The organism is Micromonospora trifolii (assembly GCF_050516465.1).
Classification (GTDB): domain Bacteria; phylum Actinomycetota; class Actinomycetes; order Mycobacteriales; family Micromonosporaceae; genus Micromonospora; species Micromonospora trifolii.
Genome location: NZ_CP191526.1, coordinates 2,045,071 through 2,066,935 on the forward strand (window position 1 = coordinate 2,045,071; position 21,865 = coordinate 2,066,935).

Annotated in this window: 20 protein-coding genes; 13 read left to right on the top strand and 7 right to left on the bottom strand. The window is 69.9% G+C overall.

Annotated elements, in window-relative coordinates; genetic code table 11:
- Nucleotides 1-110 precede the first annotated feature (110 nt).
- From ACQRWP_RS09455 to mshC, 3 genes are all read left to right on the top strand, one after another.
- Entirely contained in the window at nucleotides 111-692 is a 582-nt protein-coding gene (locus ACQRWP_RS09455; RefSeq protein WP_357232892.1) for a DUF3090 domain-containing protein, read from the top strand.
- Complete coding sequence (locus tag ACQRWP_RS09460; RefSeq protein WP_430501777.1) at nucleotides 689-1,507, top strand: SCO1664 family protein; 819 nt, start codon at nucleotides 689-691, stop codon at nucleotides 1,505-1,507. The genes ACQRWP_RS09455 and ACQRWP_RS09460 overlap by 4 nt, the downstream gene beginning before the upstream one ends.
- A gap of 66 nt (nucleotides 1,508-1,573) precedes the next feature.
- Complete coding sequence (gene mshC / locus ACQRWP_RS09465) at nucleotides 1,574-2,812, top strand: cysteine--1-D-myo-inosityl 2-amino-2-deoxy-alpha-D-glucopyranoside ligase (RefSeq protein WP_430501779.1); 1,239 nt, start codon at nucleotides 1,574-1,576, stop codon at nucleotides 2,810-2,812.
- Nucleotides 2,813-2,971: 159 nt separating this feature from the next.
- Here the strand turns inward: mshC and ACQRWP_RS09470 are convergent, their stop codons facing one another.
- The 3 genes from ACQRWP_RS09470 to ACQRWP_RS09480 all read right to left on the bottom strand — a co-directional run bounded on the left by ACQRWP_RS09470 (nucleotide 2,972) and on the right by ACQRWP_RS09480 (nucleotide 6,218).
- Nucleotides 2,972-4,144, bottom strand: a complete 1,173-nt coding sequence (locus tag ACQRWP_RS09470; protein ID WP_430501781.1) for an alpha/beta hydrolase family protein — start codon at nucleotides 4,142-4,144, stop codon at nucleotides 2,972-2,974.
- Nucleotides 4,145-4,433: 289 nt separating this feature from the next.
- The gene (locus ACQRWP_RS09475) at nucleotides 4,434-5,225 is read right to left on the bottom strand and encodes a GntR family transcriptional regulator (RefSeq protein ID WP_430501782.1); all 792 of its coding nucleotides are present in this window, start codon (nucleotides 5,223-5,225) and stop codon (nucleotides 4,434-4,436) included.
- Between the two features lie 123 nt (nucleotides 5,226-5,348).
- Nucleotides 5,349-6,218 carry a PAC2 family protein gene (locus ACQRWP_RS09480; protein ID WP_030332815.1) on the bottom strand — a complete coding sequence of 290 codons (870 nt, stop codon included), beginning with the start codon at nucleotides 6,216-6,218 and terminating at the stop codon, nucleotides 5,349-5,351.
- A gap of 276 nt (nucleotides 6,219-6,494) precedes the next feature.
- Between ACQRWP_RS09480 and metH the strand changes: the two genes are divergently transcribed.
- The 3 genes from metH to ACQRWP_RS09495 all read left to right on the top strand — a co-directional run bounded on the left by metH (nucleotide 6,495) and on the right by ACQRWP_RS09495 (nucleotide 11,941).
- Nucleotides 6,495-9,995: a methionine synthase gene (gene metH / locus ACQRWP_RS09485; protein ID WP_430503166.1), complete on the top strand. Its 3,501-nt coding sequence runs from the start codon at nucleotides 6,495-6,497 to the stop codon at nucleotides 9,993-9,995.
- 179 nt (nucleotides 9,996-10,174) lie between these two features.
- A complete protein-coding gene (locus ACQRWP_RS09490) occupies nucleotides 10,175-10,963 on the top strand; it encodes a GNAT family N-acetyltransferase (protein WP_430501784.1) in 789 nt (262 codons plus the stop codon).
- Between the two features lie 627 nt (nucleotides 10,964-11,590).
- Nucleotides 11,591-11,941, top strand: a complete 351-nt coding sequence (locus tag ACQRWP_RS09495) for a hypothetical protein (RefSeq protein ID WP_430501785.1) — start codon at nucleotides 11,591-11,593, stop codon at nucleotides 11,939-11,941.
- Between the two features lie 225 nt (nucleotides 11,942-12,166).
- Here ACQRWP_RS09495 and ACQRWP_RS09500 read toward each other — a convergent pair whose 3' ends face one another.
- A complete protein-coding gene (locus tag ACQRWP_RS09500) occupies nucleotides 12,167-12,625 on the bottom strand; it encodes a hypothetical protein (RefSeq protein ID WP_430501787.1) in 459 nt (152 codons plus the stop codon).
- A 157-nt stretch (nucleotides 12,626-12,782) separates the two neighbouring features.
- Between ACQRWP_RS09500 and ACQRWP_RS09505 the strand changes: the two genes are divergently transcribed.
- The 3 genes from ACQRWP_RS09505 to ACQRWP_RS09515 all read left to right on the top strand — a co-directional run bounded on the left by ACQRWP_RS09505 (nucleotide 12,783) and on the right by ACQRWP_RS09515 (nucleotide 14,510).
- Nucleotides 12,783-13,100 carry a hypothetical protein gene (locus ACQRWP_RS09505; RefSeq protein WP_430501789.1) on the top strand — a complete coding sequence of 106 codons (318 nt, stop codon included), beginning with the start codon at nucleotides 12,783-12,785 and terminating at the stop codon, nucleotides 13,098-13,100.
- 82 nt (nucleotides 13,101-13,182) lie between these two features.
- Nucleotides 13,183-13,935: an MBL fold metallo-hydrolase gene (locus ACQRWP_RS09510; protein WP_430501791.1), complete on the top strand. Its 753-nt coding sequence runs from the start codon at nucleotides 13,183-13,185 to the stop codon at nucleotides 13,933-13,935.
- Nucleotides 13,936-14,069: 134 nt separating this feature from the next.
- Complete coding sequence (locus ACQRWP_RS09515) at nucleotides 14,070-14,510, top strand: VOC family protein (protein ID WP_430501793.1); 441 nt, start codon at nucleotides 14,070-14,072, stop codon at nucleotides 14,508-14,510.
- 104 nt (nucleotides 14,511-14,614) lie between these two features.
- Here the strand turns inward: ACQRWP_RS09515 and ACQRWP_RS09520 are convergent, their stop codons facing one another.
- Nucleotides 14,615-15,535 (bottom strand): NAD-dependent epimerase/dehydratase family protein, encoded by a 921-nt coding sequence (locus ACQRWP_RS09520; protein WP_430501795.1) that lies wholly within the window; start codon nucleotides 15,533-15,535, stop codon nucleotides 14,615-14,617.
- A 96-nt stretch (nucleotides 15,536-15,631) separates the two neighbouring features.
- Between ACQRWP_RS09520 and ACQRWP_RS09525 the strand changes: the two genes are divergently transcribed.
- From ACQRWP_RS09525 to ACQRWP_RS09535, 3 genes are all read left to right on the top strand, one after another.
- Nucleotides 15,632-16,060 (top strand): VOC family protein, encoded by a 429-nt coding sequence (locus ACQRWP_RS09525; RefSeq protein ID WP_430501797.1) that lies wholly within the window; start codon nucleotides 15,632-15,634, stop codon nucleotides 16,058-16,060.
- A gap of 119 nt (nucleotides 16,061-16,179) precedes the next feature.
- A complete protein-coding gene (locus ACQRWP_RS09530) occupies nucleotides 16,180-16,764 on the top strand; it encodes a hypothetical protein (RefSeq protein WP_430501798.1) in 585 nt (194 codons plus the stop codon).
- A gap of 29 nt (nucleotides 16,765-16,793) precedes the next feature.
- Nucleotides 16,794-17,738 (top strand): acyltransferase domain-containing protein, encoded by a 945-nt coding sequence (locus ACQRWP_RS09535; protein ID WP_430501800.1) that lies wholly within the window; start codon nucleotides 16,794-16,796, stop codon nucleotides 17,736-17,738.
- Here ACQRWP_RS09535 and ACQRWP_RS09540 read toward each other — a convergent pair.
- On the bottom strand, nucleotides 17,735-18,121 hold the full coding sequence (locus ACQRWP_RS09540) for a nuclear transport factor 2 family protein (RefSeq protein WP_430501801.1): 387 nt from the start codon (nucleotides 18,119-18,121) through the stop codon (nucleotides 17,735-17,737). The two genes, ACQRWP_RS09535 and ACQRWP_RS09540, sit on opposite strands and share 4 nt — an antisense overlap.
- A gap of 68 nt (nucleotides 18,122-18,189) precedes the next feature.
- Here ACQRWP_RS09540 and ACQRWP_RS09545 point away from each other — a divergent pair, with 68 nt between their 5' ends.
- Nucleotides 18,190-18,969, top strand: a complete 780-nt coding sequence (locus tag ACQRWP_RS09545; RefSeq protein ID WP_430501803.1) for a helix-turn-helix domain-containing protein — start codon at nucleotides 18,190-18,192, stop codon at nucleotides 18,967-18,969.
- 44 nt (nucleotides 18,970-19,013) lie between these two features.
- Here the strand turns inward: ACQRWP_RS09545 and ACQRWP_RS09550 are convergent, their stop codons facing one another.
- Nucleotides 19,014-21,839, bottom strand: coding sequence for a PQQ-dependent sugar dehydrogenase (locus tag ACQRWP_RS09550; RefSeq protein ID WP_430501804.1), 2,826 nt, complete (start codon nucleotides 21,837-21,839; stop codon nucleotides 19,014-19,016).
- Nucleotides 21,840-21,865 lie beyond the last annotated feature (26 nt).

Sequence of the window (21,865 nt, forward strand, 5' to 3'; positions counted from 1 at the left end):
AAGGCCGCCACGCCCGGGTTTAGCCCCTGGTACGCCGGGCGCGTCGCCGCTGCGGCGAATCGCGTCGGTGGGGTGCGCGATGCCAAGGCGGGCCGGATAGGGTCGTGGGTATGACCCACCAGGTGCACGCCTTCGAACCGCCGGAGCGGTTCGTCGCCGGGACTGTCGGGCCGCCGGGGGAGCGCACGTTCTTCCTGCAGGCCCGCGGCGGCGGCAGGCTGGTCAGCGTCGCGCTGGAGAAGGTCCAGGTGTCCCTGCTCGCCGAGAAGCTCGAGGAGCTGCTCACCGAGGCGCAGCGTCGCTTCGGGGTGGACCTGCCCGAGCTGGCGCCGGTGATCGGCGACAACGAGCCGCTGGACACGCCCGTCGACGAGGAGTTCCGGGTCGGGACGCTCGGGCTGGCCTTCGACGTGGACACCGCGACAGTGGTGATCGAGGCGATCGCCGCGGGCGAGGTGGAGCCCGAGGTCGAGCTCGGCGACGAGGACGACGACGAGGACGACGACGAGGACGAAGAGCCGGACGAGGACCTGGATCGGCTCCGGGTCCGGCTCACCCCGCAGGCGACCCGCCAGTTCATCGAGCGGGCCCGGCGAGTGGTCAACGCGGGCCGGCCACCGTGCCCGCTCTGCGGCCAACCGTTGGACCCCGCCGGGCACCTCTGCCCGCGGCACAACGGTTATCACCGGTGACCTCGTCCGGCCTCCAACCTCGCCAGGACGGCGACGCCGCGCTGCGGCTGCTGCGTGACGGCGTCCTCGACCTGGAGGGTCGGCTGGTCGACGCGTCGAACACGACGCTGCGCGGCATTCTGACCCTGGACGGGCTGACCGCCCGCTGCGTCTACAAGCCGGTCCGGGGCGAGCGCCCACTCTGGGACTTCCCCGACGGCACCCTGGCCGGTCGGGAGGTCTCGGCGTACCTGGTCTCCCGGGCCACCGGATGGGACCTGGTGCCGCCCACCGTGCTGCGGGACGGCCCGTTCGGCCCCGGCTCCTGCCAGCTGTGGATCGACGAGCCGGAGGACGCCGAACCGCTCGTCGGTTTCCTGCCCGCGGGGGAGTTGCCGCCGCGCTGGATCCCGATCGCCGCCGCCCGGGACGACGACGGCGCCGCGTACGCCCTCGCCCACGCCGACGACCCACGGCTGGCCCGGCTCGCGGTGCTCGACGCGGTGCTCAACAACGCCGACCGCAAGGGCGGTCACGTGCTCGTCGGTGCCGACGACCGGATCTACGGCGTGGACCACGGGGTGAGCTTCCACGTGGAGGACAAGCTGCGCACGGTGCTCTGGGGTTGGGCCGGTAAGCGGTTGCCCCCGGACGCCGTGGAGATGCTCGACGCGCTGGCCGGGCAGGTCGCCGGTGCGCTCGGCGCGGAGCTGGCCGACCATCTGACGATCAGCGAGGTGGCCGAGGTGGCCGCCCGGGTCGACCGGCTGCGCGAGACCGGCTGCTTCCCCCAGCCTCCGGAGGACTGGCCGGCGATGCCCTGGCCGCCCATGTGACCCGCTGTCATCTTGATCACCCGTGGGGTGCTCCGGCGTTGTCGCAGGGCTGGCTAGGCTGATCCCATGGAGTCTTGGGCGGGACACGAGGTGCCACGGCTGCCGGGCAGGGGCGAGCCACTGGCGTTGTACGACTCGGCGCGGCAGGGTGTCCACCCGAGTGAGCCGACCGACGCGGGAAGCATGTACGTCTGCGGCATCACCCCGTACGACGCCACCCACCTCGGCCACGCCGCCACCATGATCACGTTCGACCTGGTGCAGCGGATGTGGCGCGACGCCGGCCGCCCGGTGCGCTACGTGCAGAACGTCACCGACATCGACGACCCACTGCTGGAGCGGGCCGCCCGCGACGGCGAGGACTGGGTGGTCCTGGCGATGCGCGAGACGGCGCTGTTCCGGGAGGACATGGAGGCGCTGCGGATCATCCCGCCGGCGCACTACGTGGGCGCGGTCGAGTCGATCCCGGACATCGCCGACAAGGTCGAGGTGCTGCTCAAGGACGGCGCCGCGTACCGGCTCGACGACGGCACCGGCGACGTCTACTTCGACATCTCCGCCACGCCCCGCTTCGGCTACGAGTCGAACCTGACCCGCGAGCAGATGCTGGAGATCTTCCCCGAGCGCGGCGGCGACCCCGACCGGGCCGGCAAGCGCGACCCACTGGACCCGCTGCTGTGGCGCGGCGCCCGCGAGGGCGAGCCGTCCTGGCCGGGCGGCGAGCTGGGCCTGGGCCGCCCCGGTTGGCACATCGAGTGCGCGGTGATCGCGCTCAACCTGCTCGGCGACCGGATCGACGTGCAGGGCGGCGGCAACGACCTGCTGTTCCCGCACCACGAGGCCTCCGCCGCGCACGCCGAGCGGCTCACCGGCCAGGCGCCGTTCGCCGAGCACTACGTCCACGCCGGCATGATCGGTCTGGACGGCGAGAAGATGTCCAAGTCCCGCGGCAACCTGGTCTTCGTGTCCCGGCTGCGCGCCGACAAGGTCGACCCGATGGCGATCCGGCTGGCGCTGATCTCCGGGCACTACCGCAGCGACCGCACCTGGACCGACGACCTGCTCACCGCCGCGCACGAGCGCCTGGACCGTTGGCGGCGGGCCGCCGCCGCGCCCGCCGGTCCGTCCGGGGCCGAGCTGCTGGCCGAGGTACGCGCACGTCTGGCCGACGACCTGGACACCCCCGGAGCGCTGGCCGCAGCCGACCGCTGGGCCGAGGCGACCCTCGCCGGCGCCACCGACGACCCCGAGGCTCCCGCCCTCTTCGCGAACACGGTCGACGCCCTCCTGGGCATCCGCCTCTAGCAGCCCACGCGCGTGGTGCCGTGCGCCCCGCGTTGATCGACTCGGTTTCCGGAAGTCGCGGTGCCCCGACGCGGGCGACGCACCGAGTTCCAGGAAGCCGAGTCGATCAAACGGCTCAGCCCAGGCCGGGGCCGAGGTCGGGGCGCGCCCTCGATCGGGTCACGGAATGAACCTCACCTCGGGGAAGGACCGGCTCGGGCCGCTCAGTAGGTGACCGCCCCGGTGCCGCAGGTGCAGGTCGAAGAAAGCCAGCGGGTACGCCTGCCCGATGCGGACCGCGCGGGCGGGGTCGAGCGCGCCGACCCAGCCGGCGAGCTCCTCGTCGCTCATCCCGATGAGCCGTGCCAGCTGCGGTATCAGCCACTGGTTGTCGCCGTAGGACGAGTGGACCGCTTCGGCGGCTTGGACGTTGAGTCGCCATCCGCGTAGGTGCGTGAAGAACTCGGCGACGGCGGGCTCCGCGGCCCGGGTGAACTCCGCCGTCATCAGCATGAACGGCCGGTACAGGTCGACGGTGGGCAGCGGCTGCGACAGCATCGGGGCGTCGAAGCTCAGCCCCGCTCGGATCCGCCGGTCGGTGCCCATGGTCAGGGCCGTCGCGGTGCCGCCCTTCGACCAGCCGAACATGCCGATCCGGCTCAGGTCGAGGGCGGCGCCCAGCCCGGCCGGCAGCGGCGCGTGGTCGACGTCGGGGTTGCCCCCGGCGGCGAGGTCGGCGATCTGGTCGAGGACGAACCGGACGTCCCGGGTGTAGGTCCACGGGGTGGCATCAAAGTCTTCTTCCTGGACGGTGACCCGGCCGTCGGGGAATTCGCCGAACCCGTCGTACGCGTGGTCCACAGTGACCACCACGTACCCGTGGCTGGCGAGTTCCTGCACCACGATGGTGGTGTCCGAACGGTGACTGCCGGCGCCGTGTGAGTACAGCACCACCGGCATCCGTCGACCGGAGTGCCGCACCGGGGCGCCCTCGTGCCCGGCCGTCAACGGCGCCAGCGCGGCGTGGGGGTCGAAGCCGGCCGAGTCCAGCAGCATGCGCATCGAGGCGGCGGTCATCCACGGGGAGCGCGGGTAGCGCCGCTCGTTCCGGGCGGGATACCAGACGCTGACCATCAGCTCCCGATACCGCCCCGGCCCGGCCAGCGGTTCCGGCCGCGACCGGTCGACCAGATGCAGCGGCACCACACCCACGCGGTACGGCCCGGTCGGCCGGGGGAGAGTGAGCCGGACCGGACCCAAATCGGCGGTGGCCGCCGTGGCGCGGCCGGCAACGCCCATCGGTACGCCGACCCCGACCGCCAGCGCGGCTCCGACAAGGCCACGGCGCGTCATCCCCCGTGCACCAACAGGTTTCACGGTTGGCATTGGTCCTCCCCTGGGTTGCTCGACGCCGAAACAGGGCCGCCCGGCCATCGATACACCCGCAGTATATATACTGAGTGTATAGCTGCAACGATGGCGGCGCGCCTCGGCAGCCGAGAACTCCCAGGGGCCTGGGCGCGCCCCGCAGCCCTCGCCCATCGCCCCGCGATCTTGCAGTTTCTGTCCTAGCGAAAGGTGCAAAACCGGCAAAAGTCAACCGAAAGCGCAAGATCGGCGGGGCGGGGCGGGGCAGGGCCCGCTAGCCCAGGACTAGGCCGGGGTCGGGTTCCGGGTCGGGGGTCGGGCCGGGGATCTTGTACTCCTCAGTGAGGGTGGTCATCGGGCCGGGCCACGTCGCCTGGGACACCTCGATCGGCTTGCGGTGCGCGTCGTACGCGACGTGCAGCAGGTGCAGCACCGGGGTGTCCGGCCGGATCTGGAGGGTCTCGGCCTCCTCCCGGCTCGGCTGGCGGGCGCTGATCGTGTCGGTGGCCGAGACGTACCGCCGCCCCGTGGCTTCCTCGGCCTCCTGGTAGAGCGGCCGGCCGAACGCCTCGGTGCGCTCCAGCGAGGTGCCGCCGGTGTCGCGGGGCAGGAACCAGGAGGCGCCCACCTCGACAGGGGAGTCGTCGGTACGGACGAGGTGCCGGCGACAGAGCAGGCTGGTGCCGTCGGCCACGCCGAAGGCGTCGGCCACCTCGGCGGGGGCGGGGGCGTGCCCCACGGAGACGAGCTGCTGGCGGTATCGGGCGGCCAGGTCGGTGTGGTAGCCGCGGAAGCCGCCGTACCGGCCTCGGGAGAGGCGGTTGAGGCGGCGGCGGGTGCCCCGGACGTACGTACCGGAGCCGGGTTTGGTGATCAGGATGCCCTCGACCCGCAGCTGGTCGACGGCGCGTTGCACGGTCTGCTTGGCGACGCCGAACATCTCGGCGATGGCCGGGATGGACGGTAGCCGCTCGCCCGGCCCCCAGTCGCCCCGGCGGACCTGGGCCTTGAGCTGCGTGGCGATCTGTCGGTGCGGGAACTCAGCGGCCCCGGGATTGATCTGCACACCCGCCTCCTTGATCACATCTAGGTTCCTAGGATGCCCCAGCGGGTGTGACGGCGCTACCCCAGACACGCGAAAACGGGCCCCCGGACCACAAAAGGTCCGAAGGCCCGCATCGAGACGGTGCTACCAGGAGCCGGCGGTGGGGCCGGCCGAACCGCCCCGGCGGCGCAGGTACTTCTCGAACTCCTGGGCGATCTCGTCGCCGGTCAACGGGGTGATCCCCTCGTCGCCGACCCGTTCTTCCAGCTCGCGGACGTACTCGCCCAGCTCGGCGTCCTGCTCGGCGGCGCTGCGCACCCGCTGCTCCCACTCGGCGGACTCCTCGGCCAGGTCGGCCATCGGCACCGGCAGGTCGACGACCTCCTCGACCCGGTGCAGCAGGGCGAGGGTGGCCTTCGGGCAGGGCGGGTTGTTGGCGTAGTGCGGCACGTGCACCCAGAACGAGACGGCGTCCACCTCGGCGCGGGTGCAGGCGTCGTGCAGCACGCCGACGATGCCGGTCGGACCGTCGTACCGGGTGGGGGTGAGCTGGTAGCGCTCCGCGGCCTGCGCGTCGGAGGCGCTGCCGCTGATCGGCAGCGGCCGGGTGTACGGCACGTCGGCCAGCAACGCGCCGAGCAGCACCACCCGTTCCACCTCCAGGCTGTGGCAGATCTCCAGCACCTGCTCGCAGAACGTCCGCCAGCGCATGCTCGGCTCGATGCCGCGGATCAGCACCACGTCACGGTCGGTGCCCTCCGGGCTGGCCACCATGAACCGGGTCGTCGGCCACTCCACCCGCCGGGTCTCCCCGTCGGCCATGGTGATGGTGGGCCGGCTGACCTGGAAGTCGTAGAAGTCTTCCGGATCCAGCTCGGCGATCTGCCGGGCGTTCCAGACCTGCTCCAGGTGCTCGACCGCGGCGGTGGACGCGTCGGCGGCGTCATTCCAGCCCTCGAACGCGGCGATCGCCACCGGGGACCGCAGCACCGGCAGTCCGTCGAACTCGGTCACGCCGTCACCTCACCCTGCTCGTCGCGGCTGGCGCCGGGACCGCGCCCGGTCGTCATACCGTGTGGCACGGCGGCGTCCCTGTTGTCCTTCACGTCCGTCAGCCTACGTGCAGGGCGAGGGTGCGGCCCGTCGGCCGCGCCGGTCGGCCGCTCCGGCAGCAGGTCATACCCGAACGAACCAGACAGGGTGATCCCCGTGACACAATAGGGGATCGCTCGAGGATGGTCGTGGAGTCCGGCCGAATCGCACTAACCTGAACGGGTGCGGACTTCATTGATGGATGTGCTGGCTGATCGCATTCTCATCGCCGACGGCGCGATGGGCACGATGCTTCAGGCCGCGGACCTCACGCTCGACGACTTCGACGGGCTTGAGGGGTGCAACGAGATCCTCAACGTCACCCGCCCGGACGTGGTGCGTGGGGTGCACGACGCCTACCTGGCCGTCGGTGCCGACTGCGTGGAGACCAACACCTTCGGCGCCAACCTCGCCAACCTCGCCGAGTACGACATCCCACACCGCATCCGCGAGTTGTCCGAGGCGGGCGCCCGGATCGCCCGGGAGGCCGCCGACGCGGCCAGCACCCCGCAGCGGCCCCGGTTCGTGCTCGGTTCGATCGGGCCGGGCACCAAGCTGCCCACCCTCGGGCACGCCGCCTACGCGACCCTGCGCGACGCCTACCAGGAGAACGCCGCGGGTCTGATCGTCGGCGGCGCGGACGCGCTGATCATCGAGACCTGCCAGGACCTGCTCCAGGTCAAGGCGGCCGTGGTCGGGTCGAAGCGGGCGATGGCCGAGCTGGGCCAGTCGGTGCCGATCATCTGTCACGTGGCGGTGGAGACCACCGGCACCATGCTGGTCGGCAGCGAGATCGGTGCGGCCCTCGCCGCGATCGAGCCGCTCGGCGTGGACCTGATCGGGCTCAACTGCTCGACCGGCCCGGCCGAGATGAGCGAGCACCTGCGTTACCTGTCGCAGCACTCCCGCATCCCGCTGTCGGTGATGCCGAACGCCGGCCTGCCGGTGCTGACCGCCGACGGGGCGTACTTCCCGCTGACTCCCGTGGAGCTGGCCGAGGCCCTGGAGCGGTTCATCACCGAGTACGGCGTGGGGCTGGTCGGCGGCTGCTGCGGCACCACCCCGGAGCACATCCGGGTGCTGGCCGAGCGGCTGCACGGCGTCACCGCCCCGGCCCGCGAGCCCCGGCACGAGGCGGGCGTCTCCTCGGTCTACCACCCGGTGCCCTTCGCGCAGGACGCGTCCGTGCTGATGGTGGGGGAGCGGACCAACGCCAACGGCTCGAAGGCGTTCCGGGAGGCGATGCTCGCCGGCGACTGGCGGGCCTGTGTGGAGATCGCCCGCAGTCAGGCACGCGACGGCTCGCACCTGCTCGACCTGTGCGTGGACTACGTCGGCCGCGACGGCACGCAGGACATGCGCGAGTTGGCCGGCCGGTTCGCCACGGCCTCCACCCTGCCGATCATGCTGGACTCCACCGAGCCGGCGGTGATCGAGGCCGGGCTGGAAATGCTCGGTGGCCGGTGCGTGGTCAACTCGGTGAACTTCGAGGATGGCGACGGCCCGGAGTCCCGCTACGGGCGGGTGATGCCGGTGATCCGGGAGCATGGTGCCGCAGTAGTCGTGATGTGCATCGACGAGGAAGGGCAGGCGCGCACCGCGGCGGACAAGGTCCGCATCGCCTCGCGCACCATCGACGACCTGACCGGCCGGTGGGGGATGGACCTGTCCGACATCCTGATCGACACGCTGACCTTCCCGATTGCCACCGGGCAGGAGGAGACCCGCCGCGACGGACTGGAGACCATCGAGGCGATCCGGGAAATCGCCCGGCGTTACGCAGGGATCAACTTCACCCTCGGCATCTCGAACATCTCCTTCGGGCTCAACCCGGCGGCCCGACAGGTGCTCAACTCGGTGTTCCTGCACGAGTGCGTGCAGGCCGGCCTGACCTCCGCGATCGTGCACGCCAGCAAGATCCTGCCCATGTCGAAGATCCCCGACGAGCAGCGCGAGGTCGCCCTGGACATGGTCTACGACCGGCGGCGCGAGGGGTACGACCCGTTGCAGCGCTTCCTGGAGCTCTTCGAGGGCGTCGACGTGACAAGTGCCCGAGCCACCCGGGCACAGGAGTTGGCCGCGCTGCCGTTGGACGAGCGGCTCAAGCGGCGGATCATCGACGGTGAGCGCAACGGCCTGGAGGCCGACCTGGACGAGGCGATGGCCGGCGGTCGGTCCCCACTGTCGATCATCAACGACATCCTGCTGGACGGCATGAAGGTGGTCGGTGAGCTGTTCGGCTCCGGCCAGATGCAGCTGCCGTTCGTGCTCCAGTCCGCCGAGGTGATGAAGACCGCGGTGGCCTATCTGGAACCGCACATGGAGACCATCGAGGACGGCGGCAAGGGCCGCATCGTGCTCGCCACCGTGCGCGGCGACGTGCACGACATCGGCAAGAACCTGGTCGACATCATCCTGTCCAACAACGGCTACGAGGTGGTGAACATCGGCATCAAGCAGCCGATCAGCGCCATCCTGGACGCCGCCGAGCAGCACCGCGCCGACGCGATCGGCATGTCCGGGCTGCTGGTCAAGAGCACTGTCATCATGAAGGAGAACCTGGCCGAGATGGCCACGCGCGGGGTCGCGGAGCGCTGGCCGGTCCTGTTGGGTGGGGCGGCGCTGACCCGCGCGTACGTCGAGGACGACCTGCGGTCGACGTTCCCCGGGCAGGTGCACTACGCGCGGGACGCGTTCGAGGGTCTGTCCCTGATGGACCGGGTGATGACCGCCAAGCGCGGCGGCGCCCCGGTGATCGACCCGGAGCGGGAGGCGGCTCTCGCGGCTCGGCGGGCGCGCCGGGAACGGCAGCGCTCAATGGTCACCACGTCGCTGCCGGAGCTGCACGACTCGTCGGTCCGCTCCGACGTGGCCGCCGACGTGTCGGTGCCCACCCCGCCGTTCTTCGGCACCCGCGTCGTCAAGGGCGTGCCGATGGCCGACTACGCGGCGCTGCTCGACGAGCGGGCCACCTTCTCCGGGCAGTGGGGGCTGCGCGGCGCCCGGGGTGGCAGCGGACCCTCCTACGAGGAACTGGTCGAGACCGAGGGCCGACCGCGCCTGCGGTACTGGCTGGACCGGCTGATCGCCGACCAGGTCCTTGAGGCAGCCGTGGTGTACGGCTACTTCCCCGCGTACTCCGAAGGCAATGACCTGGTGGTGCTCGACGAGAACGGGCACGCGGAGCGCGCCCGGTTCTCCTTCCCCCGGCAGCGGCAGGAGCGGCGGCTCTGCCTGGCGGACTTCTTCAGGCCCCAGGGCGACCAGCTCGATGTGGTCGCGTTGCAACTGGTCACCGTCGGCCAGCCGGTCAGCGAGTACGCGGCGAAGCTTTTCGCCCGCAACGAGTACCGCGACTACCTGGAGGTGCACGGGCTCTCCGTGCAGCTCACCGAGGCGCTCGCCGAATACTGGCACCAGCGCATCCGCGCCGAGATGACCCTGCCCGACGGTCGTCCGCTGGGGCACGACGACCCGGCGGACCTGGCCGGCATCCTGCACAACGACTACCGGGGCTGCCGGTACGCGTTCGGCTACCCGGCCTGCCCCGACCTGGAAGACCGGGCGAAGATCATGGATCTGCTCGGCGCGGACCGGATCGGGGTCGAGCTGTCCGAGGAGTTCCAGCTCATGCCGGAGCAGGCCACCGACGCGATCGTGGTCCACCACCCGGAGGCCAACTACTTCAACGCCAAGTAAGCGGGCGCAGGCGCTCTGACCTGCGCCTGAGGTCGTCCGGAAGACCGCTGATCCATGATCATGCCGTCCGGCGAACGGGCCGAGCGCACGAACGGCGGCAGGAGAGCGCATCAGGCCAGGATCGTGGGGTTGGCTCGAAAGCAGTTGCGTCTCCGCCCGCGCTGTTGCAGCGTACGAGCATGATCAATTCGGCTCGACTGCTTGCGGCCTACGACGAACAGCTTCGGACTGACGCCGAGACGCCGAGCGCGGTCTCAGTCACCCGACACGGGCCACTGCGTCTCGTGACGTTCGCGGGTGGTCGTGGTTTTGTCACCTACCGCGATCTCGGCGGGGCGGACGCCGATACGATTCGCCGGCTCGTCCCAGAGGCGCTCGCCCACTACCAGGCAGACCCCGAGGTCGGGCGGGTCAAGTGGAAGGCGCGTGGGCACGACCATGCGCCGGGGTTGCACGAGGTGTTGCTGGAGAATGGGTTCATTGCGGATGAGCCTGAGTCGATCATGATTGGCGAGGCACGGCTGCTAGCCGTTGACGTTCCGCTGCCCGAAGGCGTGACACTGCGTCGGGTCACCGAGGAGGCGGACGTCCGCGCGATGAGTGCGATGCAGGACGAAGCCTTTGAGAACCCGGTTAGCGACGACATGGCGAACGCCCTCCTGCGCCGCCTGGCCCGCGATGACGGAATGGAGCTGTGGGTTGCAGAGGCGGAGGGACGGATCGTCAGTGCCGGCCGGTTGGAGCCGGTGCCTGGGACCGACTTCGCCGGGATCTGGGGCGGCGCGACCCGCGCGGAGTGGCGCGGCCGTGGGATCTACCGGGCGTTGACCGCGGCGCGGGCCCGCTCGGCACTCCGTATGGGCAAGACACTCATCAACAGCGACTCGACCGAGTACTCACGCCCGATCCTTGAACGCTACGGTTTGATCAAGGCGTCGACGACGACGCCCTACAACTGGCAGCGGTGAGCGCCCTTCTCGCGGCCCCGTCCGGAGCCAAGCACAAGACCTCCACCCCGCTCATCGGCAGAAGCGTATGCACCAGCATCTCCGGCCGCCCCGGGACAGCGGATAGCCATCGAGCCAGGGCATCGTGTCACGCATCAAGTAGCCACGACGTGACGCATCAAGCGGAGTACGACGTGTCTAGTCCCACCACATACTTGACGGATCCGTCCCACCACATGCTCGTCAGTTGACCTAGGTAATTGGTAAGACCTTGTGGGGTCGCTGTCGTGGCGGAGGCGAGAGAAGACTGCGTTCTGGGTGTCGATCCTGTACTGAAGGCCGCCCTGCGCCAGCTCCGCAGCGTGCGGTCGGAGCGCCCGGCTGATTCTGCTGATCCCTGCGAATTTGCCGCGTGGCGCGAAGCGATGGCTGGGGTCCTGGATGAACTGGCCCACGTCATGCCCTTCCCGCAAGACCGAGCCCTTGCTTGGATGGAAGCAGAGGCTGCCGGTGCTGAGGCAGCAGTGCTGCGTGTGGCGGCCAGAACGTGGCATCACAGTTGATCCAGGCATTGGATGAGGCCTTGCGAGGTCGGTGATCGCTGCCCTGCGTATTCTCCGGTGATTGACAGCAACCGGAGTGTCACCCATGAACGGCTCAAGCTGGGGCTATCGCGCAAAGACCGCGGTATCGGGATCCGAGGCTAAAGACATGGCGGACTGGGCGGACTGGAGCGAGGACGAGTATGTCCAGTACCTGCATGACGAGCGCCGACGCTTTGCGTGGGTGATGCAGCGTCACGGGGGTCTCAACGCAACCCAAGCCGAGACGGCGGCCGTGCAGCACTACCCCTTCGAGGCCTGCGGTGCCCCGTACCGAGGACTCGTCTTCCATGACGAAGCATGGCACTGGGCGATGCTGAAGATCTACGGGGAGAGGTACTGGATCCAGCACCCGGAACTTGTTGAACCGCAGGCTGAGTACAGAGCGCTTGACTGAACCTTCACCGCACAGATCCCCGTCGGCCTGTGACTGGGCGGCCGTCGGCCGAGCAGCCATCGGAGCAGCCAAGCCGCCGAACAGCAGCGGACTTTGGCAACCTGAGGCGCAGGTCGACGAGGACCAAGAGCGCAACGATCAGCAGGCCGCGACCGACCGTGAGACCGCTTTAGCAGCTCAGCAGCTTCGTAGCCGCAGGAACGCCTCGCTGTAGCGGATAGTCGCTCAGGCTGGATAGTCGCGTAGGAACGATCGCGCTGCTGCCTTCATGGCCGCCACCGCGTCTTCCGTCTCCTTGTACGTTGCGCCCCATCCGGCGTACAACTCTAGGAAGTGATCGCCGACCGGGCGCAACTCCGGCCGGCCGGCGTAGCAGGCCTGCCAGTAGATCTCGTGCGCCAGATCCTCGGGGTCACCCTTTCCGGCAAGTATGTTCGCCGCCGCCTGGCGCATGAGGTGTAGCCGAGCGGCGCTCTTGTCCGGGACGGGACAGCCCAGCTCATCCATCGCTTGCCGGAACAGGTCGACGGCTTCCCGCGACTGGCCCTTTGAAAGGCCGGCGAGCTCACGCAGGCTCGGAGAGTCGATGCCTCGGGTCAGAGCATGAGCAGCCGCCATCGGCAGGTCATCGCCGACCGGCTCGTCCATCGCCAGGCGGATGCCAAGGTCGCGCAGTTGCTCCATGCCGGAGAGGTTAGGCGCTGTGCGAATCGCCGGCCAAGGCGTCACGACGGATCGCAGCTTCGGGGACGTGTGACAAGGTTGGGCAACCCTCTACCAAACGGTCCGTCAAAGTGGGCACAGGCCCGCTCCCGCACTGATCATGCGAGGATGTTTGGCCATGAGCCCCGACGCGTGGAGCCTGCTCGACGGCAGAGCCGAACGAGCGAAGAGCTCCTGGTCGGCGACCACGTCGTTACTGCCCGTGGGCACGCGAGTCCGAGCGCGCGTGCTCGCGACGATGCCGTTTGGTGTCTTCGCCGAGATCGACGGTCAGCCCAATGCGCTCGCCCTGATGGAGATAACCACGCTTCCGCCCGGCAGCGAGCCCCCACCTGTCGGCGTTCACCTCGATGCGGTTGTGATCGACCACGCTGCTCACAACTGGCAGGTGAGGCTTCGGCCAGCCGAATCTCGAACCCAGGGCTTGAGTGACTAGCTGGGTGGCGACCGAGTTGCACGAGGCCGAAGACTCCTGCCACGCCATTCGGCCCAGCCCGGCCAGGTGAGACGCTGTGCGGATGCGACAGGTGACCGTGCTCGGCAGTTCTGGGGCCTTTCCCGAGCCAGGCCGTGCCTGTAGCGGCTTCGCTCTGGACTGGGACGGCTACCGCCTGGTGCTCGACCTGGGCTACGCCACGCTGCCGCGGTTGCTCAAGCACTGGCCTGATGCTGCGGTGGACGCCGTCGTCATCACCCATGAGCACCCGGATCACTGCGTCGACCTGCACGGTCTGTTCAGGATGCGGTTCTACGGTCAGCCGGGCGGACCACGGCTGCCGTTGTACTGCCCGCCCGGCGTGCTCGACCGGCTCAGCGGCTTGGAACCCGATGTCGACCTGCACGCGGTATTCGACGTGCACCCACTACCCGGCAGCTACCGGGTTGGGCCGTTCGACCTCACCGGGCTGTCTCTGCCGCACTTTGTGCCCAACGCCGGCATCCGGCTGCAGGCCGACGGGATTGCCGTGGCCTACTCCGGGGACACGGGGCCGACTCCCTCGTTGGCCGAGCTGGGCCGCGGCGCCGACCTGTTCATCGTCGAGGCGACGGACTACGACGGCGAGACCAGCCGTCCCACCCGTAACCTCCTGACCTCCACCGAGGCCGGTCTGTGGGCTCGCCGCGCGGGTGCCCGCCGCCTGATGCTCACCCACTTCTGGCCGGGTAACGACCGGGCGGCCGCGGTGGCCGCCGCGCAGGTGGAGTTCGGGGATGCGGTGCTGGCGGCTGAGGAAGGGCTCGCCCTGATCCTCGGGACGCCGGATAGCTGAACGCCCCTCGCTTAAGGCTCGCCGACGGCTAGCGGGGCCGCCACGCGAAGCTCTGCATGTCGAGAACGGCCGGGTGGCTCCGTCCTCGGGGAGGATGCGGTCACTGTGACCGCACCAGAGCAGGGAGATCCAACATGGCGATCCAGCGGATGGACAACGTCCTCATCGTTGTCGAGGACCTGGACGCGGTCATCGCGTTCTTCGTCGAACTCGGCATGGAGTTGGAGGGGCGAGGCCCGGTCGAGGGGCGGTGGGTGGAGCGCGTCATCGGGATCGACGACGTCCGGCAGGAGGTCGCGATGCTGCGAACCCCGGACGGCCACGGCAAGGTCGAGCTGGCGATGTTCCACCGACCCACGGCGATCAGCGCGGAACCGAAGGACGCGCCGGCGAACACACTGGGCATTCGACGGATCATGTTCGCCGTCGACGACATCGAGGACGTGATCACCCGGCTGCGCGGCCACGGCGCCGAACTCGTCGGGGAGTTGGAGCGGTACGAGGACATCTACCGGCTCTGCTACGTCCGCGGCCCCGAGGGCATCATCGTCGGCCTGGCCGAACAGCTCCGCTGACGGCCGCCGCCGGTCGGTCCCACCCGCAACTTCAGGGATGTAGGGGCCTCGCGCGCGGTGGGAGACCACTACATCCCTGAAGTAGTGCGGATCTTGGGGGAGCGCTAGGCCCCGGCGTTGGCGGGGAAGGTCTCGCGTAGGGCCGGGTCCAGCGGGCGACCGCTCGGCGGTTCGATGAACAGTTCGGCGAGCAGGAGGTCGGCGAGGTAGCTGGGGTTCACCCCCGACTCCTTGCGGCCGAGGGCCTGTAGCGCGCCGCCCAGTCGCAGGGCGGCCTTCGCGGCGCCGGACGGCATCCGCGCGACCCGGCGGGGTCGGCCCACCGCGTCGGCGATGCGCCCGATCATGTCGGTCCAGGTGAGGTTCTCGTCGGCGACCGGGATGTCCGCGCCGCTGGCCTGCTCCAGGGCGTCGACCGCGACCTCGGCCACGCTGCGGGCGGAGGCCGCGGCGCTGCCGCCGGTCGGGGCGACCAGCGGGGTACGCGAGCGGGCCCACCGGTCCAGCGGACCGGCCCAGTTGGGCAGTCGGTCGCCGGCCCGACCGAAGACGAAGGGCAGTTCGAGTACGGCGACCGGCAGGCCCTCGCCGGCGGCCGCCCGCCCCTCCTGGGCCTGCTCCAGGCGGCACCGGATGTACGTGTGGCGTTCGGCGAGGCGCCACTGCGGGTGGAGTCGGTCGAAGTAGGTGTAGTAGGAGCCCATCACGACGCCCCGGGTGAGACCTTCGAGGCGGGCGGCGGTGAACAGGCGTACCACCGGGTCGACGTTGTCACGGCGGAACTCGGGATAAATCGGTTTGGGCAGCGGCCGTTGCTCCTCGGTGCGGGTGGCGTACACGACGCCATCGTGACCGGCGAGCAACGGCCGCAGTTCCTCGATCGAGGCGGACCCGACATCGAGCAGATGGTCGACGCCCGGCTGGGCCGTACGCGCCACAGTGGTCGCGGCATGGCCACGCTCCCGAAGCACGTCCACGACGTGAGCGCCGATCAGGCCACTGCCACCCACCACAAGAATTCGCACGGTGCATCGTCCACTCTGGAACCCGCCCTTTGTCAAGACGCCGCGGCTGCGGCAACGGCGCGATTCGACCAGAATGGCACCCGGAGGTGATCGGGCATGGCCGACCCGGAGAGCGTGCCCAAGCTGTGTTCGGTGGTGCTCGACTGCACCGACGCGAGGGCGCTGGCGGAGTTCTATCGGCAGCTGCTGGGCTTCGTCTACCGGCCCGGTGACGAACCGCCAGCGGCCGGCAAGGCCGACGATCGCGGCAGTGACTGGCTGGTGCCGCGGTCACCCGGTGGCGGACCCCAGATCGCGTTTCAGCAGGTGGAGCATCTGCCGGAGGCGACGTGGCCGACGAACACCGTGCCCCAGCAGCTGCACCTGGACCTGACCGTGGAGTCCGTCGAGGAGTTGCTGGTCCAACATGAACGCGTGCTGCGCCTCGGCGGCCGGCTGTTGTACGACCGCATCGACGACCCGGACGAGCCTCTGCGCGTGTACGCCGACCTGGCCGGGCATCCCTTCTGCGCCTTCGTCGGCTGAGCGGCTTGCCGCCACCTCGCCGCGGCGCAGGTTGACAACGGGCGAGGTTGGCGTCCGCAACCCCGACATTCGCATAGGTTCGAGGTACGGAACACCATCGCTGTGAAACGGGGTTGAGGATGCCGGAACCGCGCGCCTTCTGGCTGGACGAGCAGTTCGACCGCGAGCACGGCACCGACGGGCGCGGCCGGTACGAGGCCGAGGTGTCTCGTCGGATCGACGAGTTCGCCGACACCTGGGGTGACTTCGCGCCCGTGGCGTTCGCGGTGACCGCCTGGCGGCTGGCCACCGAGCTGTCACCCGGCTTCGTCCGCTGGCACCGGCGGATCATCTCGGCGACCTGCGCGCGCAGCCCGTGGGACGGCAGCCTGGTCTGCGCGGTGACAGTGGCCTCCCGCTGGCCGGCCGAGCTGACCTGGACCAAGCAGTGGCAGCGCGACCGTGGTTGGCAGAACTGGCCGCAACTGTTCGGCCAGTTCACCACACCAACAGAGCAGGACCAGACGCGCCGCCCGCATCTGCGCGCGTTGCTCCAGGTGGAGGCGCCGGTCCCGCTCGACGACCTGCCGCCGACGCCGGACGGTCCCGACGACGAGGTCGTTGTGGCGGCGCACCGGGCCGTGGCGGTGCTGGCCCGGGAGCTCAACGACCTTCTCGCGCCGATGATCGGGCAGCTCGACGCCGGGGTGCCGGCGGACTCCTGAGAAGCCCGCCGGCCGGTAGGGTCGTCGGCGTGGATCTGGACGACATCGCCGCCCGGCTCGGGGTGCCCGTCGAGGAGGTCGACCGCGTGCACCGGCTCGCCGGTGACGGGCCGTCAGCTCCGTTGCCAGCCAAGGCCGACGCGCCCGCGATCCTCGACCGGCTCGCCGTGCCGCCGGACGACGCCGCCGAGGTCATGGCGGGCTGGCCCGACCCCGATTCTCCGTTCTGGACCCCGGAGCTGCGCTGGCTGCTCGACCGCTCGATCGCCCTGGTCCGCGCCGACCTCGCGGGCTACGAGTGGCTCCCGCCCGGCCCGGAGGTGCCCCGAGAGCGTGGGCCCGCGTGGCGGCACCTCTACGTGTACGCGTACCTGGCCCTGGTCGACGTGGTGCGCGGGTACCACCGCGACCACGGCGTCCCCGATGCCGTGACCTGGGTGACCCTGGCTGACCTGGGCCGCAACCTCGCCATCGACCGACGGATGCGCGGCGAGGGCTGGCCGATCATGCAGAGCTGGCTGACGCTGCACTCGCGCGGCAGCGTCTACGAGCTGGGCCGGCTACAGCACCAGCGTGGCGACGGCGCCATCGGCCTGCACGTCCCCGATTCGGGGCCGTTGACCCCGGAGGCGGTCGCGGCGTCCCTCGACGAGGCCCGCGCGTTCTTCCCCCGGCATTTCCCCGACGAGCGCTACACCGCGTTCTCCTGCGCCTCGTGGCTGCTCGACCCGCAGCTGCGGGAGTACCTTCCCGAGGACTCCAACATCGTGCGGTTCCAGCGCCGGTTCGAGCTGGAGCCCTACGACGAGTCGGCGGGGCCGGACGCCGACATCGAGGTGCTGCGGTTCGGGTTCCGGACCCTGACCACGCCGCTCGACGAGCTGCCGCGCCGCACGGCGCTCCAGCGCGCGATCATCGACCACCTGCGGGCCGGCGGCCACTGGCACTGGCGCCACGGCCGCTTCCCGACCTAGGCACGCGCGTCCCACCACGCGCCGTTGGCGGCCACCTGGCCTGCCGGTTCGATGACTTCCCACACCTCCGCGATGAATCCGTCGGCGATCCGCAGGACGTCGACGACCACGATCTCCGGCCCCGCGTCGGGGAGTCGGCGTCGCGAGTGCACCACGACGTGGTCACCGTCGGCCAGCAGGTGCAGGATGTCGACCCGCATGCCGGCGGTCGGGCCCAGCGCGGCGCGGACCGCGGCGAGCCACTGCGCCCTGGTCGAGGTCGTCGAGTCCGACCGGTGATGGGTGAAGTCCTCGCTCAGGTACGAGGCGAGCGTGTCGACGTCGCCGGTGTCGACCAGCCCCGCCAACGCACGTCCGACGATGCTCTTGTTCTCGGTGGTCATGGCCGCAAGTGTTTCCCCGGCCCGGGTGCCTGTCGATGACATCGCACTTCATGGCGTCCCGAGCGACGATGAGTAGGCTCACGATCGTGTATGCGGTCGGGGAACTCCTGCGGCAGTGGCGCAAGCGCCGAGGGCTCAGCCAACTCGACCTGGCGATCGCCGCGGATGTGTCGGCTCGGCACGTCAGCCTGGTCGAGACCGGCAAGTCCACGCCGAGCGCCGACATGATCCTCCGGCTCGCCGACCAACTCCACGTGCCGCTGCGTGATCGCAACCAGCTGTTGCTCGCCGCCGGCTTCGCGCCCCGGCACGCGCAGCGCCCGCTCGACGACGCCGCCCTGTCGGGTGCCCTCGACGCGGTCCGCAGGGTGCTCCAGGCGCACGAGCCGTATCCGGCGCTGGTCTTCGACCGCCGGTGGAACATCGTGCTGACCAACCGCGCGGTCGACCCGTTCTTCGCGTACGCGGCGCCCGAGCTTTTGCGGCCGCCGGTGAACCTGGTTCGGTTGGGCCTGCACCCGCGCGGGCTCGCCCCCCTGGTCGTCAACCTAGCGGACGTGCGGGCGGTGTTCCGCAGTCGGATATCGCGCCAGCTCGCCGCCGCTCCCGACGCGGAACTCGCGGCGCTCTACGAAGAACTGCTGAACCCGCTGCCCGAGGATCCGCCGGACCAACGGGTCGACGCCGACGTGGTGATCCCGATGATCCTGCGGATCGGTGGACGCGAGCTGCGGCTGTTCTCGACCATCACCACGTTCGGCACCCCGATGGACATCACCATCGAGGAGATCGCGGTGGAGTCCTACTACCCGGCGGACCAGCAGAGCGCCGCCTACTTCACACGGTAGGGCCCGGCCTGGTCACCGCCCAGGCCGGGCCCACCACGTGCACGTCAGCCGGTGGTCAGGACGAACCTCTCCCAGGACCCGACCGACGTCCGGTTGGCGATCAGTGATCCGGCTCCGGCGTTCTCGGCGGCCACGATCTGGTTGTTGGCCAGAGCGCGCAGACCGACAGTCCCGTCGGAGTTGTTGATGATCTGGAACGTCTCCCACGGTCCGATCGTCGTGCGGTTCGCGATCAACGGATCGGCGCCGGCGTTGTCGGCGCAGACGTACAGCCCGTTGGCGCGCGACCGCAGGGCGATGTTGCCGTTGCCGGCGTCCACCCGGTCGAACTGCTCGGTCGTGCCGACGCTGGCCTTGTTGGCGATCAGCGCGGTGGTGCCGACCGCCGACACGTACTGGTTGTTGACCTGCGCCCGCAGGCTGGTCACCGGGGTGCCGGTGCCGGTGGTGAAGGTGAACGCGTCGACGTCGAACAGGTTGCCCGAGCCGCCCTTGAAGACCAGGTACAGCGTGGTCGTCGAGGCGGGCGGGTTGCTGATGGCGGTGGAGACGTCGACGAAGGTCTCCCAGCTACCCGTCACCGGCACCGTCGCGGTGCCCAGCAGGGTGCCGGTGGCGGACCCGGCGCGAACCTCGATGGTGCCGCCGGCGCCGGCCGAGGAGACCCGCGCGGTGAACCGGTTCGCGTTGGACAGGTTGTACGGCTGGTAGGAGATCCAGTCGTTGTTCTCGATGAACCCGGCCGTGCGGCCACCCTCGGCGTTGGTGTGGTCGGTGGCCTGGACACCGGACTGGGCGCTGAAGTGCTCACCCTGGCGGTGTTTCGGTTGCAGCGTCTTGATGCTGTGCGTGGTCAGCCCACCGTTGTCGGTGTACGCGGCGTCGAAGACCCCGTAGATGTTGGCCGCCGCGTCGTGCTCACCGTCCGTCGGGACGGTGATCGTGCCGCTGCAGCCGGTCTTCGAGGTGATCTGGTGGGCGTGGCTGTCGTGGCCCAGCGCGTACGTCAGGCTCACCTTGGAGCAGTCGATAGTGCCGTCCTGCGGGTCGCTCACCGAGATCTGGTACGGCACCGTGTCACCGAAGGTGAACAGCTGTCCGTCGGTGGGCGAGGTGAGCGACACCGTCGGTGCGGTGTTGCCCACGGTGACGATCAGGCTCGCCGTGCCGGACAGGCCGGTCGGGTCGGTGACCTTCAGGGTGGGGCTGTACGTGCCGTTCGTGGTGTACGTCTTGGTGGGGTTGGCCGCCGTCGACGTGGTGCCGTCGCCGAAGGTCCACAGGTAGCTGAGCGCGCCGCCCTCGGGGTCGGAGCTGCCGGCCGACGAGAAGTTGACAGTCAACGGGTTGGCCCCCGACGTGGGGTTGGCCGAGGCGACCGCGATCGGGCTGCGGTTGCCGCCACCGATGTACTCGATCCGGAAGAGCGCCTGGTTGTTCGAGCCGGTGCCGTAGTCCAGCACGTACAGGGCGCCGTCCGGGCCGAAGGCCATGTCCATGACCTGGGTGCCGGTCCACGGGAAGTTGGAAATCTCCCCGCGCGAGCCGTCCGAGTTGACGGCGATGGCCTTGATCCAGCGGCGGCCGTACTCACCGGCGAAGAACTGACCGTTCAGCGAGGCCGGGAACTTGATGCTGGAGTTGAGCGAGGCGTCGTACCGGTAGACCGGCCCGCCCATGGGTGACTCCGAGCCGCTGCCGAACTCCGACGGCGAACCGGAGTCGCCCGCGTACTTGATCCAGGCCGGCTTCGCCGCGGGCAGCGTGCCGAGCCCGGTGTTGCGGAACGAGTTGTTGGTCGGCCCGCCCGTGCAGTTGTACTTGGACTGCGACGGCCCGGACGGGAAGGTGTATTCATTGTATGTTTCCGTGCTGGTGTTGCTGCCGGTGCAGTACGGCCAGCCGTAGTTGCCGGGCGCCGCGATGCGGTTGAACTCGACCTGACCGGAGGGGCCACGGCTGGAGTTCGTGGACCCGGAGTCGGGGCCGTAGTCGCCGAGGTAGACGACACCGGTCGCCTTGTCGACGCTCATCCGGAACGGGTTGCGCAGACCCATCGCGTAGATCTCCGGGCGGGTGCCCGACGTGCCGGGCGCGAACAGGTTGCCCGACGGGATCGTGTACGTGCCGTCGGCCTGCGGCTTGATCCGCAGCACCTTGCCCCGCAGGTCGTTGGTGTTGCCCGACGTGCGCTGGGCGTCGAACTGCGGGTTGCGGTTGCTCCGTTCGTCGAGTGGCGCGTAGCCGGACGACTCGAACGGGTTGGTGTCGTCGCCGGTGGTCAGGTACAGGTTGCCGGCGGCGTCGAAGTCCAGGTCACCGCCGACGTGGCAGCACTGCCCACGGTCGTTGGCGACCTGGAGCACGATCTTCTCGCTGCCCAGATTGAGCGTGTCGTCGCTGTTGAGGGTGAACCGCGACAACCGCAGGTGCCCCTTCCACCGGTCCCAGTCAGACTGCGAGCCGGTGGTCGGGGCGTCCCCGGACGGGGTGCTCAGCGTGGGGGAGTAGTACAGGTAGATCCACCGGTTGCTGGCGAAGTTGGGGTCGACCGCGACGCCCTGCAACCCCTCCTCGTCGTGGGTGTAGACCGACAGTGTGCCGGAGACCTTGGTGTTGCCGGCCACGTCGGTGACCCGCAGGACGCCGTTGCGGGCGGTGTGCAGCACCGAGCGGTTGGGCAGGACGGCCAGGGACATGGCCTCACCGAGCTCGCCCGAGCCGGTGGCGAGCTTGACCTGCTGATAGTCCGAGGCGGGGATGACCGCCGCCTGCGCGGTGGACGGTGCGGCCACAGCCAGGGCCACGCTCGCGACGGTGGTGACCGCCGCGAGGAGAGCCCGGGGCAAGCGCCGGGGGTACGAGAGCATGATCGTCCTTTCTCGACGACCGGTGG

Coding starts and splice junctions, on each gene's coding strand:
- ACQRWP_RS09495 (WP_430501785.1), top strand. CDS start 11,591: ATGAACGGCTCAAGCTGGGGCTATCGCGCAAAGACCGCGGTATCGGGA.
- ACQRWP_RS09515 (WP_430501793.1), top strand. CDS start 14,070: ATGGCGATCCAGCGGATGGACAACGTCCTCATCGTTGTCGAGGACCTG.
- ACQRWP_RS09530 (WP_430501798.1), top strand. CDS start 16,180: ATGCCGGAACCGCGCGCCTTCTGGCTGGACGAGCAGTTCGACCGCGAG.
- ACQRWP_RS09510 (WP_430501791.1), top strand. CDS start 13,183: ATGCGACAGGTGACCGTGCTCGGCAGTTCTGGGGCCTTTCCCGAGCCA.
- mshC (WP_430501779.1), top strand. CDS start 1,574: ATGGAGTCTTGGGCGGGACACGAGGTGCCACGGCTGCCGGGCAGGGGC.
- ACQRWP_RS09455 (WP_357232892.1), top strand. CDS start 111: ATGACCCACCAGGTGCACGCCTTCGAACCGCCGGAGCGGTTCGTCGCC.
- ACQRWP_RS09550 (WP_430501804.1), bottom strand. CDS start 21,839: ATGCTCTCGTACCCCCGGCGCTTGCCCCGGGCTCTCCTCGCGGCGGTC.
- ACQRWP_RS09500 (WP_430501787.1), bottom strand. CDS start 12,625: ATGGAGCAACTGCGCGACCTTGGCATCCGCCTGGCGATGGACGAGCCG.
- ACQRWP_RS09505 (WP_430501789.1), top strand. CDS start 12,783: ATGAGCCCCGACGCGTGGAGCCTGCTCGACGGCAGAGCCGAACGAGCG.
- ACQRWP_RS09490 (WP_430501784.1), top strand. CDS start 10,175: ATGATCAATTCGGCTCGACTGCTTGCGGCCTACGACGAACAGCTTCGG.
- metH (WP_430503166.1), top strand. CDS start 6,495: ATGGATGTGCTGGCTGATCGCATTCTCATCGCCGACGGCGCGATGGGC.
- ACQRWP_RS09540 (WP_430501801.1), bottom strand. CDS start 18,121: ATGACCACCGAGAACAAGAGCATCGTCGGACGTGCGTTGGCGGGGCTG.
- ACQRWP_RS09525 (WP_430501797.1), top strand. CDS start 15,632: ATGGCCGACCCGGAGAGCGTGCCCAAGCTGTGTTCGGTGGTGCTCGAC.
- ACQRWP_RS09470 (WP_430501781.1), bottom strand. CDS start 4,144: ATGACGCGCCGTGGCCTTGTCGGAGCCGCGCTGGCGGTCGGGGTCGGC.
- ACQRWP_RS09545 (WP_430501803.1), top strand. CDS start 18,190: ATGAGTAGGCTCACGATCGTGTATGCGGTCGGGGAACTCCTGCGGCAG.